21 protein-coding genes and 2 tRNA genes are annotated in these 24010 nt (G+C 74.4%); 11 read left to right on the top strand and 12 right to left on the bottom strand.

Features of this window, described 5'->3' with window-relative positions; translation table 11 throughout:
- Positions 1 to 111: 111 nt before the first annotated feature.
- The 3 genes from BUE37_RS01095 to BUE37_RS01085 all read right to left on the bottom strand — a co-directional run bounded on the left by BUE37_RS01095 (position 112) and on the right by BUE37_RS01085 (position 1590).
- A tRNA-Arg gene (locus BUE37_RS01095) sits at positions 112 to 184 on the bottom strand.
- Between the two features lie 21 nt (positions 185 to 205).
- Positions 206 to 294 (bottom strand) — tRNA-Ser (locus BUE37_RS01090).
- Positions 295 to 390: 96 nt separating this feature from the next.
- Entirely contained in the window at positions 391 to 1590 is a 1200-nt protein-coding gene (locus BUE37_RS01085) for an MFS transporter (protein ID WP_083628142.1), read from the bottom strand.
- 94 nt (positions 1591 to 1684) lie between these two features.
- On the opposite strand from BUE37_RS01085, the gene BUE37_RS01080 reads away from it, so the two are divergent.
- The 6 genes from BUE37_RS01080 (at position 1685) to BUE37_RS01055 (ending at position 7434) form a co-directional block, all read left to right on the top strand.
- Positions 1685 to 2212 carry a CGNR zinc finger domain-containing protein gene (locus BUE37_RS01080; RefSeq protein ID WP_073418047.1) on the top strand — a complete coding sequence of 176 codons (528 nt, stop codon included), beginning with the start codon at positions 1685 to 1687 and terminating at the stop codon, positions 2210 to 2212.
- Between the two features lie 34 nt (positions 2213 to 2246).
- Complete coding sequence (locus BUE37_RS01075; RefSeq protein ID WP_083628140.1) at positions 2247 to 3500, top strand: phosphatase PAP2 family protein; 1254 nt, start codon at positions 2247 to 2249, stop codon at positions 3498 to 3500.
- Positions 3501 to 3609: 109 nt separating this feature from the next.
- The gene (locus BUE37_RS01070; RefSeq protein ID WP_083628138.1) at positions 3610 to 4155 is read left to right on the top strand and encodes a DoxX family protein; all 546 of its coding nucleotides are present in this window, start codon (positions 3610 to 3612) and stop codon (positions 4153 to 4155) included.
- Positions 4152 to 5204 carry a PHP domain-containing protein gene (locus BUE37_RS01065; RefSeq protein WP_217651146.1) on the top strand — a complete coding sequence of 351 codons (1053 nt, stop codon included), beginning with the start codon at positions 4152 to 4154 and terminating at the stop codon, positions 5202 to 5204. Before BUE37_RS01070 ends, BUE37_RS01065 begins: the two co-directional genes overlap by 4 nt.
- A gap of 133 nt (positions 5205 to 5337) precedes the next feature.
- Positions 5338 to 6243 (top strand): hypothetical protein, encoded by a 906-nt coding sequence (locus tag BUE37_RS01060; protein WP_073418045.1) that lies wholly within the window; start codon positions 5338 to 5340, stop codon positions 6241 to 6243.
- A gap of 102 nt (positions 6244 to 6345) precedes the next feature.
- Positions 6346 to 7434: a glycosyltransferase family 4 protein gene (locus BUE37_RS01055; protein WP_073418043.1), complete on the top strand. Its 1089-nt coding sequence runs from the start codon at positions 6346 to 6348 to the stop codon at positions 7432 to 7434.
- Here BUE37_RS01055 and BUE37_RS01050 read toward each other — a convergent pair.
- Together BUE37_RS01050 and BUE37_RS01045 are read right to left on the bottom strand one after the other, a co-directional pair.
- Positions 7407 to 8555 (bottom strand): glycosyltransferase family 4 protein, encoded by a 1149-nt coding sequence (locus BUE37_RS01050; protein ID WP_073418041.1) that lies wholly within the window; start codon positions 8553 to 8555, stop codon positions 7407 to 7409. The two genes, BUE37_RS01055 and BUE37_RS01050, sit on opposite strands and share 28 nt — an antisense overlap.
- Positions 8556 to 8667: 112 nt before the next feature.
- A complete protein-coding gene (locus BUE37_RS01045; protein WP_139252781.1) occupies positions 8668 to 10029 on the bottom strand; it encodes an MATE family efflux transporter in 1362 nt (453 codons plus the stop codon).
- A gap of 296 nt (positions 10030 to 10325) precedes the next feature.
- On the opposite strand from BUE37_RS01045, the gene BUE37_RS01040 reads away from it, so the two are divergent.
- Genes BUE37_RS01040 through BUE37_RS01025 form a run of 4 tightly spaced genes read left to right on the top strand, consistent with a single transcriptional unit; the run spans position 10326 to position 14267 of the window.
- The gene (locus BUE37_RS01040; RefSeq protein WP_139252780.1) at positions 10326 to 11159 is read left to right on the top strand and encodes a GumC domain-containing protein; all 834 of its coding nucleotides are present in this window, start codon (positions 10326 to 10328) and stop codon (positions 11157 to 11159) included.
- Between the two features lie 42 nt (positions 11160 to 11201).
- On the top strand, positions 11202 to 12449 hold the full coding sequence (locus BUE37_RS23585; protein ID WP_175562768.1) for a hypothetical protein: 1248 nt from the start codon (positions 11202 to 11204) through the stop codon (positions 12447 to 12449).
- Positions 12446 to 13660: an acyltransferase family protein gene (locus BUE37_RS01030; protein ID WP_073418034.1), complete on the top strand. Its 1215-nt coding sequence runs from the start codon at positions 12446 to 12448 to the stop codon at positions 13658 to 13660. Before BUE37_RS23585 ends, BUE37_RS01030 begins: the two co-directional genes overlap by 4 nt.
- Before the next feature lie 52 nt (positions 13661 to 13712).
- Positions 13713 to 14267, top strand: coding sequence for a serine O-acetyltransferase (locus tag BUE37_RS01025; RefSeq protein WP_073418032.1), 555 nt, complete (start codon positions 13713 to 13715; stop codon positions 14265 to 14267).
- Between the two features lie 3 nt (positions 14268 to 14270).
- Here the strand turns inward: BUE37_RS01025 and BUE37_RS01020 are convergent, their stop codons facing one another.
- Both BUE37_RS01020 and BUE37_RS01015 read right to left on the bottom strand, forming a co-directional pair.
- Positions 14271 to 15362: a glycosyl hydrolase gene (locus BUE37_RS01020; protein WP_073418030.1), complete on the bottom strand. Its 1092-nt coding sequence runs from the start codon at positions 15360 to 15362 to the stop codon at positions 14271 to 14273.
- A 183-nt stretch (positions 15363 to 15545) separates the two neighbouring features.
- A complete protein-coding gene (locus BUE37_RS01015) occupies positions 15546 to 16814 on the bottom strand; it encodes a glycosyl hydrolase (RefSeq protein ID WP_073418028.1) in 1269 nt (422 codons plus the stop codon).
- Positions 16815 to 17042: 228 nt separating this feature from the next.
- Between BUE37_RS01015 and BUE37_RS01010 the strand changes: the two genes are divergently transcribed.
- Entirely contained in the window at positions 17043 to 18194 is a 1152-nt protein-coding gene (locus BUE37_RS01010; protein ID WP_073418026.1) for a glycosyltransferase, read from the top strand.
- A 59-nt stretch (positions 18195 to 18253) separates the two neighbouring features.
- Here BUE37_RS01010 and BUE37_RS01005 read toward each other — a convergent pair whose 3' ends face one another.
- The 5 genes from BUE37_RS01005 to BUE37_RS00985 all read right to left on the bottom strand — a co-directional run bounded on the left by BUE37_RS01005 (position 18254) and on the right by BUE37_RS00985 (position 23873).
- Positions 18254 to 19591, bottom strand: coding sequence for an NAD(P)H-dependent oxidoreductase (locus BUE37_RS01005; protein WP_245794224.1), 1338 nt, complete (start codon positions 19589 to 19591; stop codon positions 18254 to 18256).
- Complete coding sequence (locus tag BUE37_RS01000) at positions 19588 to 20157, bottom strand: dTDP-4-dehydrorhamnose 3,5-epimerase family protein (RefSeq protein WP_073418024.1); 570 nt, start codon at positions 20155 to 20157, stop codon at positions 19588 to 19590. The genes BUE37_RS01005 and BUE37_RS01000 overlap by 4 nt, the downstream gene beginning before the upstream one ends.
- Entirely contained in the window at positions 20154 to 21182 is a 1029-nt protein-coding gene (locus BUE37_RS00995) for an NAD-dependent epimerase/dehydratase family protein (RefSeq protein ID WP_073418022.1), read from the bottom strand. Before BUE37_RS00995 ends, BUE37_RS01000 begins: the two co-directional genes overlap by 4 nt.
- A gap of 127 nt (positions 21183 to 21309) precedes the next feature.
- A complete protein-coding gene (locus BUE37_RS00990) occupies positions 21310 to 22128 on the bottom strand; it encodes a sugar phosphate nucleotidyltransferase (RefSeq protein ID WP_073418020.1) in 819 nt (272 codons plus the stop codon).
- Positions 22129 to 22328: 200 nt separating this feature from the next.
- A complete protein-coding gene (locus BUE37_RS00985; RefSeq protein ID WP_083628130.1) occupies positions 22329 to 23873 on the bottom strand; it encodes an exopolysaccharide biosynthesis polyprenyl glycosylphosphotransferase in 1545 nt (514 codons plus the stop codon).
- Between the last annotated feature and the right edge of the window lie 137 nt (positions 23874 to 24010).

Raw genomic sequence — 24010 nt, 5'->3', positions numbered from 1 at the left:
GCGCCCCGGACGTCCCGGACCCGATCTCACCCGGTCGGGCGGGTGTCCCCGGACACACAGCAGCCCCGCACTCCGGGGAGTGCGGGGCCGCTGTGCTGTCTCAACCAGACGTGCACCCGAAGGGATTCGAACCCCTAACCTTCTGATCCGTAGTCAGATGCTCTATCCGTTGAGCTACGGGTGCGGAGTGTTCAGTTGTCGTGCGCGGAGGCTCCGGGATTTGAACCCGGGATGGGGATTAACCCAAACCGCATTAGCAGTGCGGCGCCATAGACCGGACTAGGCGAAGCCTCCCGGGGTCCGAGTTCCCCCGGTACCACCGAGAGAAGAGACTACCAGCGCCTCCGGAGCGACTCCCAGCCCGGGGGGTCCCCGGGCCGGGAGCGCAGGTCAGGCGGCCACCCGCTCCCGCGGCCGGGCCGGCGCGGCCCGGCCGGGCACCAGCGTGACGACGACGGCGGCCGCGGCGCCCGCGACGGCCAGGAGCAGGCTCCCGGTGACGCCGGAGGAGTCGATCAGCGCGCCGCCGAACGCCGCGCCCAGCGCGGAGGCACCGGTGGCCATGGTCGACAGCCAGGTGAACGCCTCCGTGGTGGCGTGCGCCGGGGCCAGCGAACCCACCAGCGAGCTCTGCACGGTGAGCGTCGGCGCGATGGCTGTGCCGCCGAGGAACAGCAGGGCGCCCAGCACCCAGGGGCTCGACGCCGCGACGAGCGGCGCCAGGCCGATCGTCACGCCGAGCAGCAGCCACCGGTACTGGCGCGGGAGCGAGGCGCTGACCACGCGGGCGCCGAACCAGAGCCCGCCGGCCACCGAGCCGAGCGACCACAGCGCCAGCAGCAGGCCCGACAGGCCCGGCGAGCCGGACTCGTCGGCGAACGCCGGGATGGCGACCTCGAGCGCGCCGAAGCCGAGCATCAGCGCCGAGCCGCTGACGAGCACCCGCGGCATGCCGGGGGCGAGCACGGTGGCGAAGGGGCTGGTGCGCTCGACGGCCGGCACGGGCACCCAGCGGCGCATGGCACCCGACGTCGCGATGGCGAGGGCGCCGCAGACGGCGAGGGTGCCGGCGACGGCGAGCGCCCACGCGGGACTCGCCAGCACGGCCAGCGCGGCGACGACCGTGGGACCGGCGACGAAGACCAGCTCGGTGGCGGTGGCGTCGAGGGCGTAGGCGGTGCCGCGGACGGCGGGGTCGACCCGCGACCACAGCGCCCGGACGGTGCCCGACACCAGCGGCGTCGCGGCGCCGGCGGCGGCCGCGGCGGCGACGACGGCCGGCGTGGGCGCGCCGCCCAGGACGACGGCGACGAGCAGGACCAGCAGCAGCGGGTAGGCGGCGGCCTGGGCCAGCAGGACCGGCCGCGGGGTGCGGCGGTCGGCCAGCCGGCCGAGGACGGGCGCCATCGCGGCCATCGCGAGGCCGTAGGTGGCCGACGCGAGGCCGGCGACGGCGTAGGACCCCGTCTGCTGCTGCACCATGAGCAGCAGCGCCAGCGGGACCATCGCCGAGGGCAACCGGCCGGCGAAGCCGGCGAGCAGCAGGACGGGGGCCGACGGCAGGCGCCAGACGGACAGGTACGAACGCACGGCAGAGCTCACTTCAGTACACGCGGAAACCGGAACAGTAGGCGGTCAAGTCACGTTGACCCCCTACGACAGTAGCAGGGCGGTAGGGAGTCACATGGACTACGACACCTACGGGTCGAACGCCGTGGAGCTGGCCATCCACCTGGCCAACGTCGAGCGCGACGGCGAGTGGGCCCCCGCGTTCCTGCGCGCCCACGACGAGTGGTTCACGCCACAGACCGCGCTGGACCTCTCCCCCGCCGAGGCCCGGCGCGCCGCGGCCACCGCCGACCTCGTCCGCGCGGTCGCCCTGGCGGGCTCGCAGGCGGAGGTCCTCGAGCGGCTCAACGAGCTGCTCGCCCTCGCCCGTCCGCACCCCTACGCCACCGACCACGACGGCGAGCTGCACCTGCACTACGCCCGCCCCGACGCCCCGGCGCTCGAGCAGCTGACGACGACGGTCGCCATGGGCCTGTCCCAGGTCGTCGTGCAGCACGGGTGGCAGCGACTGGGCGTCTGCTCGGCCGAGGGCTGCGACGACGTCTACGTCGACACCTCCCGCAACGCCAGCCGGCGGTACTGCTCCAACACCTGCGCCAGCCGCTCCACCGTCGCGGCTTACCGGGCACGCCGGAAGGCCTGAGCGCCCATCCGGACGGGGCCGTAACGTCCCGCCCGTGACCCCGCTGCGGCTCCGCTACTGGGACGCGCGGCTGCACGCCGCCGTCGGGGCGCTGCCGGAGTCCCCCGCCGACCGGTGGCTGCGCCGGCTCACCCGCAGCGCCGACCACGGGCGGCTGTGGTTCGCCGTCGCGCTGCTGCTGGCGCTGCGCCGGGGCCCCTCGCGCCGGGCGGCGCTGCGCGGCCTCGGCTCGCTGACGGTCGCCAGCACCGTCGTGAACACCGTCCTCAAGCGCGTCTTCGGCCGGGTGCGGCCGGACATGGCCAACCTGTCGGCCGGCCGCGCGCTGCCGCGGGCGCCGCACACCTTCTCCTTCCCGAGCGGCCACTCCGCCTCCGCCGGCGCCTTCGCCACCGGGGTGGTCCTGGAGAGCCCGATGGCCGGGGCCGCCGTCGGCCCGCTGGCCCTCGCCGTCGGCTACTCGCGGGTGCACGTGGGCGTGCACTACCCGGGCGACGTCGTCTCCGGCCTGGCGATCGGAGCAGGTCTGGCGCTGGCCGGGCGGCGGCTCCGCCCGCCGCCGACGCCGCCCGCGGCGGCCCCCGAGGCGCCCGCGCTGCCCCGCGGGGGCGGCCTGGTCGTCGTGGCCACGCCCGCCGCCGCGGCGGACGTCCGACGGCTGCTGCCGGACGCCGAGGTGCTCGACCGCGGGCCGGACGCGCTCCGCGACGCCGCCCGCGGCGGCCGTGCCCGGGCGCTCGGCGTGGCCGGCGACGAGGACGCCGTCGCCGCGGCCGCCGCCGTCGCCGCGGAGCACGGGCTGCCGCTGGCCGTGTTCGGCGGCACGGGGCCCCTCGGCGGGGCGCCGGAGGGGACCGCGGCCGCGGTCGCGGCGGGCTCCGCGGCGGCGGTGGACGTCGCGGAGGTGGACGGCGCGCTCGTCACCGGTCCCGCCGTCGTCGGCCTGCGCCTCCCGCCCGGCTCCCGGGCGGCGGCGCGGGCGCTCCGGGACGCGACGCCGGTGGGCGTGGTCGTCGACGGCCGGCCGGCGGAGGTGTGGGCCCTGTCCGTCGCCCCCGGGCGGTCGGGCGGCCCGCTCGACGTCCGGTGCGTGCGCGCCGACGTGCCGTTCGCCCGCCTCCGCGCGGTGCTCGCGCCCGGCGGCCGGCCGGTCCTCGCCGGCCGGGAGGTGCGGGTGCACCTGTGGTCGGGCCCGCGGCCGGTGCACCTCGGCGGCCGCGCCCGGGAGGCGGCGACGGCGTTCACCGTCCGGGCCCGGCCGCCGCTGGTCGTCTACCGCCCGCGCTGACCACCGAGCGGGACGCGACGCCGGTCACTAGGTTCCGGAGCAGGGTGTCCCGGCGCGCCGCACGGGCATGAGGGGACACACGGTCAGCCCATCGACGGAAGAGGTCCCCATGTTGGTCCGCCGGATCGCCCGGCCCCTGCTCGCCGCATCGTTCGTCTACGGCGGCGTCGACACCCTCCGGAACCCGCAGACGCGGGTCCCGGGCGCGCAGCCGGTCGTCGACACGATCACCAAGACCGCCGACGAGCAGCTCCCGGTCCAGGTCCCGCGCGACGTCGAGCAGTGGGTGAGGATCGACGCCGGCATCAAGGTGGGCGCGGGCGCGCTGTTCGCCCTCGGCAAGCTCCCCCGCCTCAGCGCCCTCGCGCTGGCCGGCAGCATCGTCCCCACGACCCTCGCGGGGCACCGCTTCTGGGAGCACGAGGACCCGGAGGAGCGCTTCGGCCAGCTGTCGAACTTCCTCAAGAACGCCGGACTCCTCGGCGGCCTGCTCATCGCCGCCGTCGACACCGAGGGCCGCCCGTCGGTGGGCTACCGGGCCAAGCGCGCCGCCAAGCGCGCCGGCGCCGCCACCGAGAAGAGCCTCGAGCAGGCCCAGAAGCGCGCCGCCAAGGCGGAGAAGAAGGCCCAGAAGCAGCTGAAGAAGGCCAGCTGAGCACGCTCCTGACGCCCGCGGCCGCGCTCCGGAGGATCGCCTTCCTCCTGGAGCGCGCCCGCGAGCCCACGCACCGGGTGGCGGCGTTCCGCACCGCCGCCGCCGTCGTCGACGCGCTGCCCGAGGGCGAGCTCGAGCGGCGGATCGCCACCCGGACGCTGACCGACCTGCGCGGCATCGGCCCCAAGACCGGCGCCGCGATCGTGCAGGCGCACGCCGGCGAGGTGCCCGAGTACCTGGCCCGCCTCGAGGACGCGTACGCCGAGCTGGTCCCGCTCGCCGACGACGTCGCGGAGTTCCGCGCCGCCCTGCGCGGCGACCTGCACACCCACTCCGACTGGTCCGACGGCGGCAGCCCGATCCGCGAGATGGCCGAGGCCGCGATCGCCCTCGGCCACGAGTACATGGCGCTCACCGACCACTCGCCGCGCCTGACCGTCGCCAACGGGCTGACGGCGGAGCGCCTGGAGCGCCAGCTCGACGTCGTCGCCGCGCTCAACGAGGAACTCGCCCCGTTCCGGCTGCTCACCGGCATCGAGTGCGACATCCACACCGACGGCAGCCTCGACCAGACCGACGAGCTGCTCGGCCGCCTCGACGTCGTCGTCGCGAGCGTGCACTCCGACCTGCGCGCCGAGTCGGCCGCGATGACCGAGCGCATGCTCGCCGCCGTCGAGAACCCGCACACCGACGTCCTCGGCCACTGCACCGGCCGGCTGCTGATCCCGCGCGAACAGCGGGAGGGCCGGCGCCAGCGCCCGCGCCCCGAGAGCGCCTTCGACGCCGAGGCGGTGTTCTCCGCCTGCGTCGAGCACGGCACCGCCGTCGAGATCAACTCCCGGCCCGAGCGGCTCGACCCGCCGCTGCGCCTGCTGTCGCTCGCCGTCGAGCTGGGCTGCTCGTTCGCCGTCGACACCGACGCCCACGCACCCGGCCAGCTCGACTGGCAGGGCAACGGCTGCGAGCGGGCCGTGGAGACCGGCGTCGACCCCGACCGGGTGGTCAACACCTGGACGGCCGACGAGCTGCTGGAGTGGACGACCTCCTGACCCGCCGGACACCCGTTCGGTCACAGCGGGGAAACGGGGGTTGCGGCTACGGCCCGTTTCCGGTGTAGAACGTTCTCTGCCGTTCCGTTGCGCGGCGCAACGGACATGGGTACCCGAGGGAGTGCTGGGCAGGGTGGCGCTGCGTCTGATCTACCGCTCCTACGGCGGCGACAACCGGAAGGGCCGGCCGGAGTACTTCGACAAGAAGGCCTGCCTCTGGTCGTTCCTGCGGGCCGCGGAGCAGGTCGCCGGGGACGTCGAGGTCGTCTTCGTCAACAACGGCCCGATCGCCGAGGACCGCGTGGCCGTCATGCGCGAGCACGGCACGATCGTGGAGCTGCCCGGCGTCGGCGTGCACGAGTCCTACGCCGCGGCGCTCGACCTCGCCCTCGACGGGCGCTGGCCCGACACCGACGTCGTCTGGTTCAGCGAGGACGACTTCCTCTACCGGCCCGAGGCGTTCGCCGCGCTCGAGCAGGCCGCCGCGGAGCTGCCGGAGGCCGACTACCTGGGCCTCTACGGCAGCAGCCCCGACGCGCCGCACACGCAGCCCGACCCGTCGCTGCACCACCCGCGCACCTGGACGAGCCTCCCGCCGTGGCGGGTGGGCGACCACGAGTGGATCCGCTTCTACAGCACCACCGCCACCTTCGGCGCCCGCATCGGGTCGCTGCGCGCCGACCGCGGCATCTTCCGCTGGTGCACGGTGCCGCACCGGAACATGTTCCGCGACCACGACACCTGCCTCGTCTACCAGGGCTTCGAGCCGTACTCCTACCGGCGGCTGGCGCGCGACCTCGTGGGCGGGGCGCCCGGCACGCCCCGCGAGAGGCTGCGCGAGGCGTTCATGGCCCCGTTCATGCTGGCCACCAACCTCCGCTCGCACCGGCGCGCGGGCAACCGCCGGCTCCTGGTGGGCCCCTCGCCCAACCTGGCCACGCACGTCGAGACCGGCTACGTGGCCTCCGGCACCGACTGGGCCGAGGTCGCCCGCGGCGCCCGGCTCTGGGGCGGGCAGCCGGCCGACGTCCCCGCCTGACCCACCCGGGAGAGGGTGGCAACCCGCCGTTGCCCCCTGGCATGATCCGGACGCATGAGCTCCTCCCGGGAACCCTCACGGGCGTCGGACGGTTGTCCAGGGGTGACGCGTCCCCACGTCCTCGTCGACGGGTTCTTCCTGGGCAAGCCCTACGGGTTCGGCCGGTTCGCCGGTGAGCTGGTGCGGGCGCTGTCCCTGCACGCCCCCGACGTCGACGTCTCCGTGGCGGTCCCCGAGGACACCGCGTGGGTGTCGGAGGGCACGCCGGAGCACGTGACGCTGCACCGGCTGCCCCCGCGCAACCTCATCGTGTGGGAGCAGGTCGCGATCCCGGCGCTGGCCAGGCGCCTGGGCTGCCACGTCATCCACTTCCCGTACAACACCCGGGCGGTGCACACCCGCGGCCTGCCGTCCGTCACCACCGTGCACGACCTGGTGTTCCTCGAGCCGGACGCGGCGGCGGGGCTCACGCCGAAGGAGCGCGTCGCCTTCGGCTACGCGCGCTGGGCGTTCAAGTACGCCACGCTGCGGTCGGAGGCGGTGGTCAGCGTCAGCGAGACGACCGCGCGGCTGCTCGACGAGCGCGGCGTGGCCTCCTCCGTCGTCTACAACACCGTCGACGGGTTCGCCGCCTCGCTCCCCGAGCGCCCGGCCGGCGGCAGCGGGCGGCGCTACGTGCTGCACCGCGGCGGCACGGCCGCCCACCGCAACACCGGACGGGTGATCGAGGCGTTCCGGCAGGTCCGGCGCGAGCACCCCGACGTCGACCTGAAGGTCATCGGCGTCCCCGACGGCGCCGCGGTCTGGGACGTCGGCCCCGACGAGGGCATCACGTTCCTCCCGCGCCAGACCGACGCCGAGCTCGCCGCCCTCTACGCCGACAGCGCCTGCGTGCTGGCCACCAGCCTCGAGGAGGGCTTCGGCCTGCCGATCATCGAGGGCTTCGTGTTCGGCGCGCCGGTCGTCACCTCCGACCGCGACCCCATGCGCGAGGTCGCCGGGGGTGCCGCCCGACTGGTCGACCCCACGGAGGCCGACGAGATCGCCGACGCGCTGGGCGGGGTGCTCGCCGACCCGTCGCTCGCCGCCGCGCTGCGCGCCCGGGGCGCCGAGCGCTACCGCGACTTCACGGCCGAGCAGGTCGCCGGCCGGATGCGCGAGGTCTACCGCGAGGTCGCCGCGGCGCCCTGAGCGACCCCGCTGCGGACGGCGTCGGCGATGCGGCCGACGTAGTCCTGCACGCGGTGGACCTCCTCGACCACGACCCGCCCGCGGGCGCCGATGGCGGCCGCCTCCTCGGGGTGGTCGATCACCCAGCGCAGGACCGAGTGCAGCTCGTCGGCGTCGCCGACCGGGAAGTACAGGCCGGTCTGCCCCTGCGCGGACGGGGAGCCGAACCGCCCGGCGTAGGTGGCCGACGTCGCCCGCAGCGGACCGCGCCGCAGCACCCGCCGCCGGTCGGCGACCACGTCGCCGGCGCCCTCGGAGCGGGCGGCCACGACCGGCTTGCCCATGGCCATCGCCTCGAGCACCGACGTCGTCCCGGCGGGGAAGTCGGTCTCCACGACCGGGGCGACGACGGCAAGCGCGCCCGCGTAGGCGTCGCGCAGCTCGGCCAGGGACGGCGACTCGACGCGCACCCAGTCCGGCTGCGGCGTCCCGCTCATCTGGTCGGCGCTCTTGCTCCACGGGCTCGCCGCCGCGATGAGCAGGTCGACGCCGAGGCCCTCGGCCGCGCGGACCAGCGTGGCGTAGTCGCGGTGCTGCAACCCGGCGGCCATGACGTAGGGGCGGGGCCCCTCCGGCACGGTGGCGCGGTCGGGGTGCCAGTAGTCGGTGTCGATGCCGTAGGGCAGCACCTCGACCTTCTCCCGCGGCAGGCCCAGTGCGTGCAGCCGCTCGGCCTGCACGGTGCCCAGCGGCAGGAGGCGGTGGATGTGGGTGTGCACCTTGGCCAGCCGCCAGGCCGCCCACTTCTGCCGCTTCGCGGGGTACTGCCCGACCGCGACGACGGGGATGCGGCGGCGGGTGAGCTTGAGCAGCAGGCCGATGATGATGGCCTCGTTCTCGGAGTTGCTGACGAACGCCGTCGCCGAGTCCCGCCGGCGGAAGGCGGTGACCGACAGGGCCGCGTAGGTGCCGGCGACGCGGCGGACGAGCCGGGCGAGCCGGCTCGCCTCCACGTCGGCGAGGTCGAGGATGCGCGCGTCCAGCTCGTCACGGAGCAGCACGTAGTCGACGGCGCGCTCCGCCGGGGCGCCGTCGGGCCGGGCGGCCGCCGCCCCGGCGGTGTGGCCCCGGACGATCAGCACGGGACGTGCGTCGTCCGCTCCCCGACCGGCCATCCCCGTCCTCCGCTCCCTCGCCCCCGTCTGCGGCGCCGACCCTACGGTCGCCGCGCCCGCACCGGGCGATCGAGACGTGTCAGTTCTCCCGTCCGGGCGACACGGCCACGGCCGCGGCCCCCGGGCCGGCACCGGCGTCCGGGGTCCCGGCGACCGCCGTGTCCCCCGCCGTGTCCCCCGCGGCGTCCGGCCGGTGCACCAGCCGCCACATGGCGCGGAACGACAGCGGCATGACGAGCCAGTACGCGGCCATGAAGCCCCACGCCGCGCCGACCGCCCCGCCGAGCAGCAGCCCGCCGACACCGAGGACGACCAGCAGCACGGCCACGGTGGCGTTGATGCCGAAGACGGCGCGGGTGGCGCCCATCGACAGCAGGACGCAGGTGGCGCCGATGGCGAAGAGGTTGGCGATCTGGCCGATGACCGTGGGCCACAGCACCGACTCCACGCCGGGCCACGAGTCGCCGAGCAGCGCGACGCCGGCGGCGTCGGGCAGCACCAGGGCGACGACGCCCCACGCCAGCCCGACCGCGGCCATCACGGTGCCGATCGCGAGGGCGAGCTGGACCTTGCGCCGCGCGGGCAGGCCGCGGCGGCGGGCGAGTTCCGGCACGCAGAAGGAGAAGGCGCTCATCGCCACCAGCGACACCGGGCCCACGAGCACCGCGGCCCCGCGCAGGGCGCCGACCGCGCTCAGGCTCCCGAGGACGCCGACCAGCAGCAGCGCGCCCTGCATGGCGCCCTGGACGAGCATCGACTCGAAGAGCAGGAAGCGGGTCATGTCCCAGTGGGCGCGCAGCCACGAGGCGGTGCGCGACACCTGCGGCCAGGCCCGGCCGCGGAGGGCGCCGAACACCGCCGCGCACGCCGAGGCACCGCCCCACACCGCCAGGTACAGGACGGTGTGCTCGACGCCGGCCCACCACAGCGCCGCGACCCCGGCGAGCTGCAGGACCACCCACGCGCCGTCGATGAGGGCGGCCTGGTCCTGGCGGCCCTGCGCGGCGAACGCCGCCCGCCACGAGTCGTGCAGCAGGAGGGCGGGCAGCAGCAGCCCGACGGTCACCAGGGCCGGGCCCACCGTGTCGCCGAGGACGAGCCCGAGGACGACGACGGCCGCACCGGCGGCAGCACCCAGCGTGAGCGCCGTGCCGGTGGACGAGCCGGCCGCGCGGCGGAAGGCCGCGGCGTCCTCGCCGGCGAACCGGATGGCCAGCGGCTGCCCGGTCAGGCTGCGCGAGAGCAGGACGGCGACGGAGAAGACGCTGAACGCGACGGTGAAGGCGCCGAAGTCGTGCGCGTCCACCGCCCGGGCCACGACCAGGGACAACGCCAGGTTGCTGAAGCTCGACAGGGCCTGGTCGACGACGCCCCAGCCCGCACGACGGGCCAGCCGGACGACCGTTCCACGCCGGCCCCCGGCCACGGACACCGCGCTCACGGACGACACGGTAACGGCTGGTCCCGTTCCCCCGACCCGATCGGGTGATCCTGCCCCACGAGACCGTGACGACGCTCGCACGCCTACTTCTGGAAACGGAACTGCACTACCGTCGGATGCTCGCCCATGACTGCCCGCTTGTCCGAGGGGAGATCCCCTCGCGGGCACCGACTGTGGAGGCTCTGCTGACTGCGACCGGAACGCCCCCTGCCCTCGGCATGTCCTCTGCCGACGAACCAGAGCGCGGACCCCAGTATCCCGCATCCTCCGGCCCGGCACCGTCCAAGCGCCCCGGGATGCGGCCGCGGACCCGCCAGGCCGTGGTCATCACCACGCTCGCCACGCTCCTCGGGGCGGCCGCGGCCGGTGCCGGCGCCTCGCTGACCGACCCGGTCTACAGCAGCGAGTCCCATCTGCTGTGGTCGCCCGGCGCCCTGGAGTACCTCGGCGACGACAACCCGGTGACCGACCCCAACGCCCTCGACCGGCAGGTCGTCGACCAGGCGGAGGTCATCGAGTCCGACCCGGTCATCAGCAGCGCGGCCTCCACCCTGGGCGTCGACGAGGACGACCTCCGCGAGGTGGTCAGCGTCGAGATCCAGGAGGGCACCAGCCGGATCGTGATCACCGGCAGCGGCGCCGACGCCGAGGAGGCGCGGGCGACGACGGAGACCGTCACCACGGCCTACACCGACTACGTGCGGGTCTCCGGGGCCGACGCGCTGCGCCAGCAGGCCGACCTGCTGCAGAGCTCGATCGACCGGCTCACCGGTGAGCTGAACGCGGCCAACGGCGAGCTGGACGCGGTCAACCGCGAGCTGGCCGGCCTGAACGTCAACTCCCCGGCCTACGCCATCACCCAGGGCCGCGCCGACCGCGCCGCCGCCCGCAGCGCCGACGCGCAGACCCGGCTGGCCGACCTGATCGGCCAGCAGGAGAGCCTGCGGGCCGCCGCCGACGCCTTCACCGGCCAGGCCTTCCTCATGCGGCAGGCCACCACGCCGGAGGCGCCGTCGTCGCTGCCGCTGACCACGACGGTGGTGCTCGGGGCGGGCCTCGGGCTCGCCATCGGGCTCTGCATCGTGTTCTTCCTCCTCGGCCGGAGGCGGAACCTGCGGGCGCGCGACTAGATGACGTCCACGGTGCGCGCGTCCCGGAGCCCGGGGCGCTCGGTGCGCGACACGGCCCCCTGCACGATCGCGCTGCTGGTGCTCTCGATCCTCCTCCAGCGCCTCGGGGTGCCGGTCACGGAGGAGCAGGCCCCGGTCATGGTGCCGGTGGTCCTGTTCCTCCTCGCCGTCGGCCTGCGCACCGGTGAGTTCCGCTTCTCCCTCGGCAACCTGCGGCTCCTCGCCGTGGTCTGGGGCGCGGCGGCGGTCTGCACGCTCGCCCAGGTGGTCCTGGGCGGCATGCCCTCGCTGTTCTCCCTCGCCCTGATCGTCGTGCTGTACGTGGTGGCCGCCGTCGCCGCCGACATCACGCCCGCCGCCGTGGAGCGCGTGGAGAAGGTCTTCCTCGGCCTGATGACGTTCTTCGCGGTGGTCTCGATCGGCCAGCTCGCGTCGCAGTACGCCGGCATCCCCTACGAGGACCGGATGCTGTGGTTCGTCCCCGAGGGACTGCTGCTGGTCGACTACAACACCGCCGACCCGATCGCGTACGGCGAGGCGATCTACCGGTCCAACGGCATCGTCTTCCTCGAGCCGTCGTTCCTCAGCCTGTTCCTCGGCGCCGCGGCCGCGCTGGCGCTGTGGCGGCGCGCGCACTGGCTGGTGATCACCGTCCTGCTGGTCGGGATGGTGCCGCCGCTGGCCGGCAGCGGCTTCGTCGTGCTCATCCCCGCCGTCGTGGTCCTGGCCTTCACCCGCAGCCGCCGGCGCAACCTGCTGGCGATCGTGCCGGCGCTCGCCGTCGCCGCGGTCGTGGCGTTCCTGACGCCGCTGGGCGAGCGCTACCTCGACCGCTCCACCGAGGCCGGCGACTCCAACACCAGCTCCAGCATCCGGCTCGTCCAGCCCTACTACGAGCTGCTGCCGCCCTCCATCGAGGACCCGGTCAGCGCCGCGGTGGGGCACGGCGCGGGCACGGCCAACGACCACCTCGAGGCCGAGGGGCTCACCGCGGTCACGCAGCCGATCATCCCGAAGGTGGCCTTCGAGTACGGGCTGCTCGGCGTCGTCGGCATCCTCGGCGCCCTGCTCCTGATGCTCGGCCGCGGGGTGCGCGACCGGCCGTGGACGCTCGGCCTGCTCGTCCTCTACGTCTACGTGAACGCCTCGTTCCTCCAGCACACCCAGGTGTTCATCACGCTCTTCTTCATCTGCCTCATGCCGGCCGTCGCGCGCCCGGCACCGCCCGGGGACCCGGACGAGCGGCGGGCGGACGACCTGGTCGGCGCGGGGACGGAGAGCTCCCGGTGAGTGCAGGACGCCGCCTGGCGACGCTGGACGGGCTGCGCGGGATCGCGGTGCTGCTGGTGGTGGGCGACCACACCATCGGCGCCTTCACCGACGAGGAGGCAGGCGTCCCGCGCCTGCTGTCGGCCGTCTCGAGCGGCGCCGTCGGCGTCACGCTGTTCTTCGTCCTCAGCGGCTACCTGATCACCGGCATCCTCACCCGCGAGCGGGCGCGCACCGGCCGGGTCGACTTCGGCGCCTTCTACCTGCGCCGGACGCTGCGGATCCTGCCCGCGTTCTACGTCTTCCTCACCGTGGTGGCGCTGCTCGGCGTCGCCGGGGCGGTCGACGTCAGCGGCGCGCAGCTGCTCTCGGCCGGCCTGTTCGTGTGGGACTACTCCCCCGCGGCCGACGGCTGGTGGCTGGGCCACACGTGGTCGCTGGCCATCGAGGAGCAGTTCTACCTGCTGTGGCCGCTGGCCCTGGCGTTCCTGCGCCCGCAGCGCGCGGTGTGGATCGCCGTCGCCTACCTGGTGGCCGCGCCCGCCATCCGCCTCGGCAACTACGTGCTGGTCGAGAGCGCCCGCGACGACGTCTGGATGATGTTCCACGCGCGCGCCGACGCCCTGCTGCTCGGCTGCCTGCTGGCCCTGCTGCCCACCGCCTACCCGGCCGCCTGGGCGCGCCTGCGCGGCCTGGCGGGGGCCCGCGCGACCGTGCCGCTGGCCCTGGTGGCGATCGTCGGCTCCTCGCTGTTGTCCAAGCGCTTCGGCGGCTACTGGGAGCTCCCCTTCGGCCTCACGGTGGTCACCCTCGGCGGCGGCGTGCTGCTGCTCGTGGCGGTGACGCGGGAGACGCCGAGCGTCTTCACGCGGGTGCTGCGCTGGCGCGTGCTGACCGCGGTCGGCCTGATCTCCTACAGCCTGTACCTCTGGCAGCAGCTGTTCCTCGCACCCGAGGACATCGCGCTGCCGGTCGTCGGCACGACGCCGCTGGCGGTCCCGGCCGCGTTCGCCGCCGCGACGCTGAGCTACCTGCTCGTCGAGCGGCCGTTCCTGCGGCTCAAGGACCGGCTCAGCCGGTCCTCGGCGATCCCGCCGGGCGCCACCGCGGGCACGAGCGCCCCGGACGCGGTCCCGGCCGACGCCGTGCCCGCCGACCGTGCGCCGGCCGTGCCTGCGACAGCGGACGGCGCCCCGCCGGCCGTTGACGGGAGCACCTCCCCCGTTCGCTGAACCGGGCGACCCGGGGGTGCAACCCCCTGTTGCATCGTGGCATGGTGGCGGTGTGGCAGGCGACGCGCAGACCTCGGTGTGGCACCTCGTCCGTGAGGACCTCCGCACCCACCGGCACAACCCCGCGGCCACCGGCATGCAGGCGCTGGTGGTGCACCGGCTCAGCCGGGCGGCCCACACGAGCAGGTCGCCGCTGGCGCGCGCGGCCCGGCCGCTGTGCCGCCTGGCGTGGATGCTGGTGAAGGGGCTCTACAACGTCGAGCTGCCGCACACCGCGCGCATCGGCCGCCGGCTGCGGTTGCCGCACCCGCACTCGGTGGTGGTCGTCGAGGGCGCCGTCGTCGGCGACGACTGCCTGATGCGGCACAACGTCACCCTCGGCGCCGGCACCCGGGACGGCGGGGCGCCGGTGATCGGCGACCGCGTGGAGTTCGGCCCCGGCGCCATGGTGATCGGCGGCGTGACGGTGGGCGACGACGTGCTGGTCGGACCGGGCGCCCTGGTCATGCAGGACGTCCCGGCCGGGAGCCGCGTGCTCGCCCCGCTGGCGACCGTCCGGCCCGCCCGCGCGCGGCGGGAGGGCGACCGGGTGCGCCGGGCGAGCTGAGGCTCACCAGAGGTCGCGGTAGGCCTCCGCGGCCTCGGGCATCAGGACGTCGTCGCCGTAGACGTAGAACTGGTGGTCGTAGCCGTCGACGTTGAAGAGGATCTCGTAGAGCAGCTCGCCCGGGCCGTCGCCGGAGTGCTCGGCGAAGAAGTCGTGCATGCCCCGCATGAAGGCGGGCGAGTCGCCCCACTCGGCGTTGTTCGACCACTCGGAGACCGCCATGGGCAGGCCGACGGACTCGGCGAACTGCCGGTGCGCCTCGAGGCCCTTGGGCGCGCCCCACTGGTCGACGTCGTCCATGCTCTCAGCCCACTCCTCGGCGGTGCCGACGAAGGGCCACTGGTTGTAGTAGTCGACGCTGTACACGTCGACGTACTCGGCGCCGGGGAAGGTCTCGCGCCAGTCGATGCCGCTGTTGACCGACTCGCGGTTGACGTTGAAGACCAGCTGCGCCTCGGGGAAGACCTCCTGCTGGAGGGCCCGGAACCGCTGCCAGGCGGCGCGGAAGTCGGCGGCCTCGGTCGCGTCGACCGACCACTGGTACCAGTTGCCGTTGCTCTCGTGGGCGAACCGGATGTAGACGGTGCCGCGGTCGCCGCGGATCTCGCGGAGGTTGGTCAGCGACTGCCGCCAGCGGTCGTCGTAGGCGCCCTGCGCGGCGGCGGCCCAGGACTCGCCCTCGCCGATCGCGCCGATCGCGACGTCCATCGGGCCCTCGTAGTCCTCCCACTCCGAGCCCTCGGCGATCCCCCAGAGGTGGACCATGGCCTCGTTGGTGTCCGACCACTGGCCGACGATCGTCACGGGGCTGCCCCGCCACTCGGCGAAGTCCCCGGTGGCCACGCCGGTGCCCGCGGCCCCGGACAGCCAGGTGGGCGCGGCGGACCCGCTCGGGTCAGAGGTGGCGGTCCCGCCGCCCCCGTCGTCGTCGCCGGCGTTCAGCACGATGACCCCGACGAGCACCAGGAGGGCGACGACGGCGGCCGCGACCCCGGCGAGGTACGCGCGGGAGTGGCCCCGGCGGGGCGTGGGCAGCTGCTCCACGTCGTCGAGGACGGACGCGTGCGCGCCGTCCCGGTCGGTCGGTGCCGCCACGTGGACCCTCCGTCACAGTCGCCGACCGCAGCCGGACCTGGGAGGCCCCGACCCACTGCACCGTGCCGTCCGGGCCCCACCGGTGCGTCGGCGACGCACCGCGGCCCCCGGGCCTTCCGTCACTCTACGTCGCCACCGCGGAGCGGCGCCACCAACGCAGCGCCGCTCCGCGGTGACGAACGGTCACCAGAGGCGCTGGTAGGCGGCCGCGGACTGGGCCAGCCGGACGGTGCCGTTGCCGAACAGCCAGAACTTGAGGTCGTAGCCGTCGACGTTGAACAGGACCTCGTAGAGCAGGTCCCCGGCGCCGGTGCCGGCGTGGGTGCGGAAGAAGTCGTACATGCCCTGCATGAAGGCCGCGGTGTCGGTGAAGTCCGCGTTGCCCGACCACTCCGAGATGGCCAGCGGGAGGCCCTGGGACTCGGCGAACCGGCGGTGCATCTCCAGACCCTTGGGCGCTCCCCACTGGTCGACGTCGTCCATGCTCGCCGCCCACTCAGCGGCGGTGGAGACGGCCGGCCACTGGTTGTAGTAGTCGACGCTCATGACGTCGACCTGGCCCTGACCCGGGAACATCTGCCGCCAGTCGACACCGGCGCCCACCGACTCGCGGTTGACGTTGAAGACCAGCCGCGACTCGGGGAAGACCTGCTGCTGCAGTGCACGGAACCGCTGCCACGCCTGGCGGAAGGCGGTCACCTCGGACGCGTCGACCGACCAGGGGTACCAGTTGCCGTTCATCTCGTGGGCGAACCGGATGTAGACGGTGCCGCGGTCGCCGCGCTTGGCCTCGAGGTTGATGAGCGACTGCCGCCACCGCGCGTCGTAGGCGCCCTGCGCGGCCGCGGCCCACGTCTCGCCGGGGCCGATGGCGCCGATGGCGATGTCGACGGGGCCGTCGAAGTCGCGCCACTCGTCGAGCGTCCAGAGGCCGACCTGGTCGTTGTTGTTGTCGGCCCAGGTGCCCGCGATCTCCAGCGGGCGGCCGCGCCAGTTGCCGAAGCTGCCGTTCACCGTGCCGTAGCCGGAGGCGCCGGAGAACCAGCCGGCGGCCGGGACCGCGCCGGGCTGCGAGAGCACCGGCGGCGGCGCCGCCTCGGCCGGGGCGAGGCCCGCGGCGGACCCGGCCACCTGCTCCTCGGCCGCGGGGGCCTCGGTGTCGGCCTCGGCCACGGGGGCCTCCTCCTCCACCGGCGCGGGCTCGGGCGCCGGGGTGGGGGCGGGCGGCGGGGGGACCTCGGCGGGCGTCGTCGGGACCGGGGCGGGCGTCGTCACGGGCGGCACGGCGGCCGGCTGCGGGGACGTCGTCGCGGCGGTCGGGGCCTGCGCGGCGGGGGCGCCCGCGGCGGGCAGGCAGCCGGCCAGCGAGGCGATGACGGCGGTGGCGGAGAGGACGGCGACCGTGGTGCGGCGCAGCGGGGAGGCGGCGCGGCGGCGGGCGTGGGAAGACACGGGGCTCCAGCGTCGAGTGGGGACTACTCGGCGTGAGTAGCCAAATCACATCAGTGACGTTTTCAGGTTGACACATGCGGAGCGCGTTGACCAGAACACTCTGAGTACTCGTTCATCGAGTGCCACACACGTCACATCGAGGGAGGTGCGGCCGCGCGGCGCCCCGAGACGCCCGCCGGTCTGGTTGGGTCGGTCCGATCGAGTCCCGATTCCTGGAGGTCCTCCGCAGTGCGCAGCGTCGTCGTGGCCAAGTTCGTCCCCTGGCCGCCCAACAGCGGGGACAAGCGGCGGACGCTGGGGCTGGTCCGGGCGCTCCGCCGGCACGGCGAGGTCACGCTGTGCGCCTTCGAGACGCCCGACGACGACGCCGCTCCCCTGCGCGCCGAGGGCATCGACGTCCGCAGCGTCCCGCTGCAGCGCTCGGTCCGCGGGCTGCTCGACGGCCTGCGGGTCGGGCAGTCGATCACCGCCGCCCGCTTCTGGGACCGCCGGCTGGCCGCCACCGTCCGCGGGGCGGTCGCCGAGGGCACCGACGTGACGCTGGTCGGGCACGTCCAGTTCATGCCCTACGCGCCGTCCGGGCGCCGCGGCACGTACGTCGTGGACATGCAGAACATCGAGTCCTCGCTGGCCGGGCGCATCGCCGCCTCCGCGACGGGCGTCAAGAAGGTCGCCTGGGCCGCCGAGGCGTGGGCGCTGCGCCGCCTGGAGAGCCGCACGAGGCGCGCCGACGTCGTCTCCGTGGTCAGCGACCTCGACCGCGACACGCTGGCCGGCATCGTCGACCACCCGCGGGTCCTCGTCGTGCCCAACGCCTGGGACGAGCCCGACCCGCTGCCGCCGGCGCAGGACCCGGTGGTGAGCTTCGTGGCGCTGCTGTCGTGGGGCCCGAACGTCGAGGCCGCCGCGTGGTTCGCCCGCGAGGTGTGGCCGCGCGTGGTGGAGGCCGTGCCCGGCGCTCGTCTGCAGCTGGTCGGCCGCAACCCCGCGCCCGCCGTTCAGGCGCTGGCCGGCCCGTCGGTCGAGGTCACCGGCACCGTGCCCGACCTCGCGCCCTGGTACCAGCGCACCCGCGTCGCGCTGGCCCCGCTGCTGACCGGCGGCGGCTCCCGCATGAAGATCCTCGAGGCGCTGGCCACGGGGCGCCCGGTCGTCGCGACGGCGATCGGCGCGGAGGGCCTCGAGGACCTCGTCGGCCGCGGCGTCGTCGTCGCCGACGAGCCCGCCGCGATGGCGCAGGAGATCGTCGCGCTGCTCGGCGACCCCGACCGGGCCACCGAGCTCGGGCTGGCCGGGGCGCGCGCCGTCGGCGAGGACCACTCCTGGACCGCCGCCGTCCGCCCGCTGCTGGCGCAGCTGGAGACCCCCGGCACCGTCTGAACGCGCAGCGGGGGCCGCCTGACGTCGTCAGGCGGCCCCCGCTGTCGTTCCCGGTCGCGTCAGGCGGGCGAGGCCGCCAGGGACGCCGCCGCGGCGCTGCCGAAGAACATCTCGTCCTGCTCGGCGCGCAGCCGGTCGACGAGCCGGCCCTGGGGCAGCTCGACGTCGGCGTAGCCGACGACCTCGTCCTTGGCGACGTCGCGCAGCAGCCGGCAGCCCTCGGCCAGGCCCACGGGCAGCAGCCGGTCGGCGTGCGTGACGTCGGCCCGCTCGGCCTCCCCGTAGTAGTGGTAGCCGCCCGGCCGGTCGAGCACCGTGCCGGCCGCGAGGTCGGTCTTGGCGACCGTCACGACGTCGACCTGCGGCGCACCCGCGGGCCGGATCGTCGCGTCGCCGAGCAGCGCCACCCGCGCCACCGTGGTCGGCACCTCGAAGTGGCACAGGTGGTAGGGCGTGTAGAAGCTGTACAGCGGCCCGGTGCCGAGCTTGTAGAGCTCGAGGTAGTGCCGCTGCTTGGGGTCGTCGTGGGTGCCCATGACGTACACGCCCGGGCCGGGCTTGGCGCCCACCACGTAGTCGACGACGCCGCCGAGGGCCTGCAGCTCCTCGACGTCGTAGCGCTGCGCGAGCTCGTCGACGTGACCGGTGTGGTCCATGGCGTAGAGGCCCCGCTTGGGCACGGTCAGGCCGAAGGCGTTGGCCACCAGCGCCTGCTCGACGCTGACCTTGGTGCCGTCGGCGAAGCTCGTGACCATCCACGGGTCCTGGCCCCAGCGCTTGGCGAACCCCTCCTGGGTGGTGGGGTTGCGGTAGGGGTCCTGCAGGCCCTTGATGTTGCCGGCCACGAGCGGGCGCAGGCCGATCTGCCGGACGAACCGGATCAGGTTGGCCTGCACGCCGGGCTGGTCGCCGTCGGCCCCGGAGTAGACGACGCCGGCCGCGTCGGCCTTCGTCACCAGCAGCGGGCCGAGCGTGGCGTCCACCTCGGCGTTGAGCAGCACCAGGTGCTTGCCGCCCGCGATGGCGGCCAGCGCCAGCTCCGCGCCGAAGTCGACCGCGCCGGTGGCGTCCACGACGACGTCGACGGCATCGCTGCCGGTGACCAGCGCGATGTCGTCGGTGACCGCGACGTCGCCGGCGGCGGCGATGCGGGCGACGTCGGCGACCGACTCGGCCGCGGCCGGCGTGGCGCCGGCCTCGGTGACGATGGCGTGCGCCTTGGCCGGCGTCCGGTTGCAGACGACGGTCAGCTGCACGCCCGGGGTGCTGTTGACGACCTGGTTGACCAGGCCCTTGGCCATGAACCCGGCGCCGACCAGGCCCATGCGGACCGGGCGGCCCTCGGCCTGCCGCTGCAGCAGCAGCGTGTCGACGGCCCCGCCGACGACGGGGTTCACGCGGGCACCCCGGCGCGGAAGCGCTCGGCGTTGGCGTCGGCGTCGAAGGCCGGCCAGGCGGCGTCCTTGTCGCTGACCACGGCGACCTCGCGCGGCCAGGTGATGGCGAACGCGGGGTCGTCGTAGCGGTAGCCGACCTCGGCGCCCGGCGCGTACGGGACGCTGACCATGTAGAGCACCTCGGTGTCGTCGGTCAGCGTCTGGTAGCCGTGCGCGAGGTGCGGCGGCAGGTAGAGGCCCAGCCGGTTCTCGGCGGTGAGCTCCACCTGCACGTGCTGCATGTAGGTGGGCGAGTCCGGCCGCACGTCGACGGCGACGTCGACGATGGCGCCGCGGGTGCACCGGATGAACTTCGACTCCGGGTGGCCGGGCAGCGACAGGTGCATCCCGCGCAGCGTGCCCGCGCGGTGGTTCCACGAGACGTTGCACTGGGCGACCTCGGAGCGCATGCCGTGCGCCTCGAACTCCGCCGTGTCGAACGAGCGGGCGAAGGCGCCGCGCTCGTCGGTGAACGGCGTCATCTCGACGAGGTGGACGCCGTCCACCCCGAGGGGCGTGTACTTCACAGGGCGGCCTTCCAGAACAGCTGCGGGTCGACCTGCTCGGTCCGCATGAGGTACTCGATCTGCTTGAGCCGGGTGTGGCCGCGGCCGGTGAAGGTCGCGTCGTCCATGTCGATCGACTTGAAGATCACGTGCAGCTGGGCGGCGCCGGCCTTGGCGTCCCAGTCGGTGTCGTAGCCGGGCAGCACCTGGCGGATCCGGTCGAAGGCGACGCGGTAGCTGCGGTTGTCGGCGCTCGGGTCGCCGAAGGTCAGCTCGCAGCCGGGGAACTCCGCGGCGACGATCTCGGCGATGTCGCGGACGCGGTAGTTGTTGCCCTCGCTGCCCACGTTGAAGATCTCGCCGTGCACCCGCTCGCGGGGGCTCTCCAGCGTCATGCGGATGGCCTTGCCGATGTCGAGCGCGTGCACCAGGGGCCGCCACGGCGAGCCGTCGCTGGTCATGGCGATCTTGCCGGTCGTCCAGGCGAGGCCCGACAGGTTGTTGAGCACGATGTCGAAGCGCATCCGCGGGCTGGCGCCGAAGGCGGTGGCGTTGCGCAGGAACGTGGGCGAGAAGTCGTCGGTGGCCAGGGCCGAGACGTCCTTCTCCACCAGCGCCTTGCAGCGGGCGTAGGAGGTCTGCGGGGAGACCGGGCTGCTCTCGTCGACGGTGCCCTCGGCGACGCCGTACACGCTGCAGGAGCTCATGTAGACGAACCGCGGGACGCCGGCGGCCTTCGCCACCTGGGCCAGGTGCACCGACCCGTGGTGGTTGATGTCGTAGGTGACGTCGCCGATCAGGTCGCCGATCGGGTCGTTGGACAGCTCGGCCATGTGCACGATCGCCTCGACGCCCTCGAGGTGCTCGGGGCCGAGCTTGCGGATGTCGAGCGCCAGCGTCTCGGGGACGTGCTCGAGGCCCGGGTAGAGCCAGCCGTTCTTGTAGTAGCCGGTGTCGACGCCGATGACGTCGTGCCCGGCCCGCATGAGCTCCTGCGCGGTCAGGCAGCCGAGGTAGCCCTCGGTCCCGGTGACCAGTACTCGCACGTCGTTCCCCGATCTCGTTGCCGTGTGCTGTCCGGTCCGCGTCCGGGACCGGTCGGTGGTGTGTGGGGTGGCCGCGCCGCCGGGCGGGGCCGGGGCCGGCCGGGGAGGTCCCGGCCGGCCGGGCGGATCAGTCCTGCCAGACCTTCCACTCCGCCTTGCCGTCGTCCCAGAGGCCGTTGAGCTCCTTCCAGTCGCGGAAGGTGTCCATGCCCATCCAGAAGCCCTCGTGGCGGTAGATCCCGAGCCGGCCGTCGCGGGCCAGCCGCTGCAGGGGCGAGTGCTCGAGCATCTCGTCGGTGGCGTCAGCGTCGAGGTACTCGTCGACGAAGGGCCGCTCGAAGAGGAAGAAGCCGCCGTTGATGAAGCCGGTCTGGGGCTGCTTCTCGTTGAAGGCGGTGACGTCGTCGCCGTCGATGACGATCTCGCCGTAGCGGCCGCTGGGGTGCACGCCGGTGAGGGTGGCGAGCTTGTCGGAGGCCATGTGCGCCTTGAGCTCGGCGGTGAGGTCGACCGCGCCGACGCCGTCGCCGTAGGTGAGGGCGAAGCGCGGGGCGTCGAGGTACTGCGCCACCCGGGCGATGCGGGCGCCGGTCGCCGTCGTCAGGCCGGTCTCGGCGAAGGTGATCTCCCAGTCCTCCTCGGCCACGTTGGTGTGGAACTCGAGGTCGTGGTCGCCGCGCATCTTGAGCGTGAAGTCGTTCATCCGCGCCCGGTGGTCCACGAAGTACTGCTTGATCAGGTCGCCCTTGTAGCCGAGGCAGAGGACGAACCGGCGGTAGCCGTGGGCGCTGTAGGTCTTCATGATGTGCCACAGCACCGGCCGGCCGCCGATGTCGACCAGGCCCTTGGGCAGCTGCTCGGACGCCTCACGGAGGCGCGTGCCCATGCCGCCGCAGAGGATGACGACGGGGATCTCGGACGTGGGGACGTCGACCTTCTCGGTCATGTGGCTACTCCAGGTGAGGCGGGATCGCGAGCGAGGCTAGGGGGAACGGCGCAGGTGCGGAACCCGCTCGGGCCTGGTCGCACCGGGTCGGGTGACCCCCATCGGTGATCGGCGACTGGACGCACGGTGACGGGGTCCGCGCAGGACCGGGCCCGCGCCGTCCGTGGCGGACGGCGCGGGCCGGGAGACGACCGGACGGCTCAGCCGCCGGCGCCGCGGAAGACCGAGCTGAAGGTCCGCAGGATGATCTTCAGGTCGAGCCAGAGCGACCAGTTCTCGATGTAGTAGTTGTCGAAGCGGGCCCGGTCGGCGATGGAGGTGTCGCCGCGCAGGCCGTGCACCTGCGCCCAGCCGGTGAGCCCCGAGGGCACGCGGTGGCGCGCCTCGTAGCTCGGGTAGGCGCTGCGGAACTCCTCGACGAAGTGGGGCCGCTCGGGGCGCGGGCCGACGATGCTCATGTCGCCGCGCAGGATGTTGAACAGCTGGGGCAGCTCGTCGAGCGAGGTCTTGCGCAGGAACCGGCCCACCCGGGTGACCCGCGGGTCGCGGGCGATGTTCCAGGTGGTCGCCGACTCCATCGCGGTGGCGCGCATCGACCGGAACTTCAGCACCTGGAAGGTCCGGCCGTCGACGCCGACCCGCTCCTGCCGGAACAGGATCCCGGGGCCGCTGTCGAGGCGGACGGCGAGCGCGATGAGGCCGAGCAGCGGCGCGAGGACGGCGACAGCGAACCCGGAGGCGGCGACGTCGACCATCCGCTTCACCCGCCACGCGGGGCTGCGGTAGGTGGAGCGCCGCAGCCGCACGAGCGGCAGGCCCCAGGCGGTGTCCATGTCGTCATCGACGTGGTGCAGCTCGAAGAGCCGGGGGACGACGAACAGCTCGCAGCGGTACCGGTCGCACGTGCGGATCAGCTTCACCATCTCCGACTCCTTCATCGAGGAGAAGGCGACGACGACGTTGTGCACGCGCCCGTCGCGCAGCTCCTCGGGGAGGTCGGCCGGGGTGCCGAGCACGGGCAGGCCGGCCGGGCCGGCGAGGTAGCGGGGGTCGGCGTCGAGGAAGCCGACCGGGTGCAGGCCGTACTCGGGGTGCTCGCGCAGGATGTCGGCCACCTGGTGCCCGACCCGCCCGGCGCCGACGATCAGCGTGCGGTGCACGACCAGCCGGCGGCGGCGCAGCTTGCGCACCACGGCGTAGCCGACCGCCCGGAGGGCGACGACCAGCACACCGATGGCCAGGGCGCCCCAGAGGAACTGCCAGTCGATGATGTAGTCCTGCCACAGGGCGTTGGACCACAGGACCTGGCCGAGCACCGCGATGCCGGCGGCCACGGTCCACCGGCCGGCGAGGGCGGGCAGGTCGTCGAGCACGGAGAGCGCCAGGCGCGAGCGGTAGAGCCCGGCCTGGGCCAGGGCGAGCAGGAGGACGGCGGCGAAGGCGGCCGTCTTGCGCGCGGGGAAGTCGTCGCCGAGGCCGCGGCCGACCAGCTCGGCGCCGACCAGGCCCACGGCCACGGCCAGCAGGTCGAGGCCCAGCAGCAGCGGCCGGACGCCGAAGCGCGCGGCGGAGTCCAGCGGCGCGGCGCTCTCCCGCGTGCGGACGGCGGGGACCGGCGGCAGGCTGGTCGCCGCGACCACCTCGGGGTCGGACGGCGCCGCGACCGGCGCGTCGGAGCCGGCGGGCGGTCGCCCGAGCGGGAGGTCGAACGGCTGCGTCCCGAATTCACGCGGTGTCGCCGTCATGTTCCCCCTGCTCCCCTCCCGGCGGGGCCACGCGCCCTCGCCGAACCGGTGGTCCGAGCCACCGGTGGGTGACGCTAACGGCTACCGAGTGTCAGCACGGGCAGTCGTCCACGTCCGTGTGAGCGGAGCCGGAACTC

Origin of the sequence: Geodermatophilus nigrescens, from assembly GCF_900129495.1 — a bacterium.
Classification (GTDB): Bacteria; Actinomycetota; Actinomycetes; order Mycobacteriales; family Geodermatophilaceae; genus Geodermatophilus; species Geodermatophilus nigrescens.
This window is presented reverse-complemented; position numbering and strand designations above follow the sequence as displayed.

Excerpts from the sequence above, each read along its gene's own strand:
- BUE37_RS01080 (WP_073418047.1), top strand. The coding sequence starts at position 1,685 with ATGGACTACGACACCTACGGGTCGAACGCCGTGGAGCTGGCCATCCAC.
- BUE37_RS01070 (WP_083628138.1), top strand. The coding sequence starts at position 3,610 with ATGTTGGTCCGCCGGATCGCCCGGCCCCTGCTCGCCGCATCGTTCGTC.
- BUE37_RS01040 (WP_139252780.1), top strand. The coding sequence starts at position 10,326 with ATGCGGCCGCGGACCCGCCAGGCCGTGGTCATCACCACGCTCGCCACG.
- BUE37_RS00990 (WP_073418020.1), bottom strand. The coding sequence starts at position 22,128 with ATGACCGAGAAGGTCGACGTCCCCACGTCCGAGATCCCCGTCGTCATC.
- BUE37_RS00985 (WP_083628130.1), bottom strand. The coding sequence starts at position 23,873 with ATGACGGCGACACCGCGTGAATTCGGGACGCAGCCGTTCGACCTCCCG.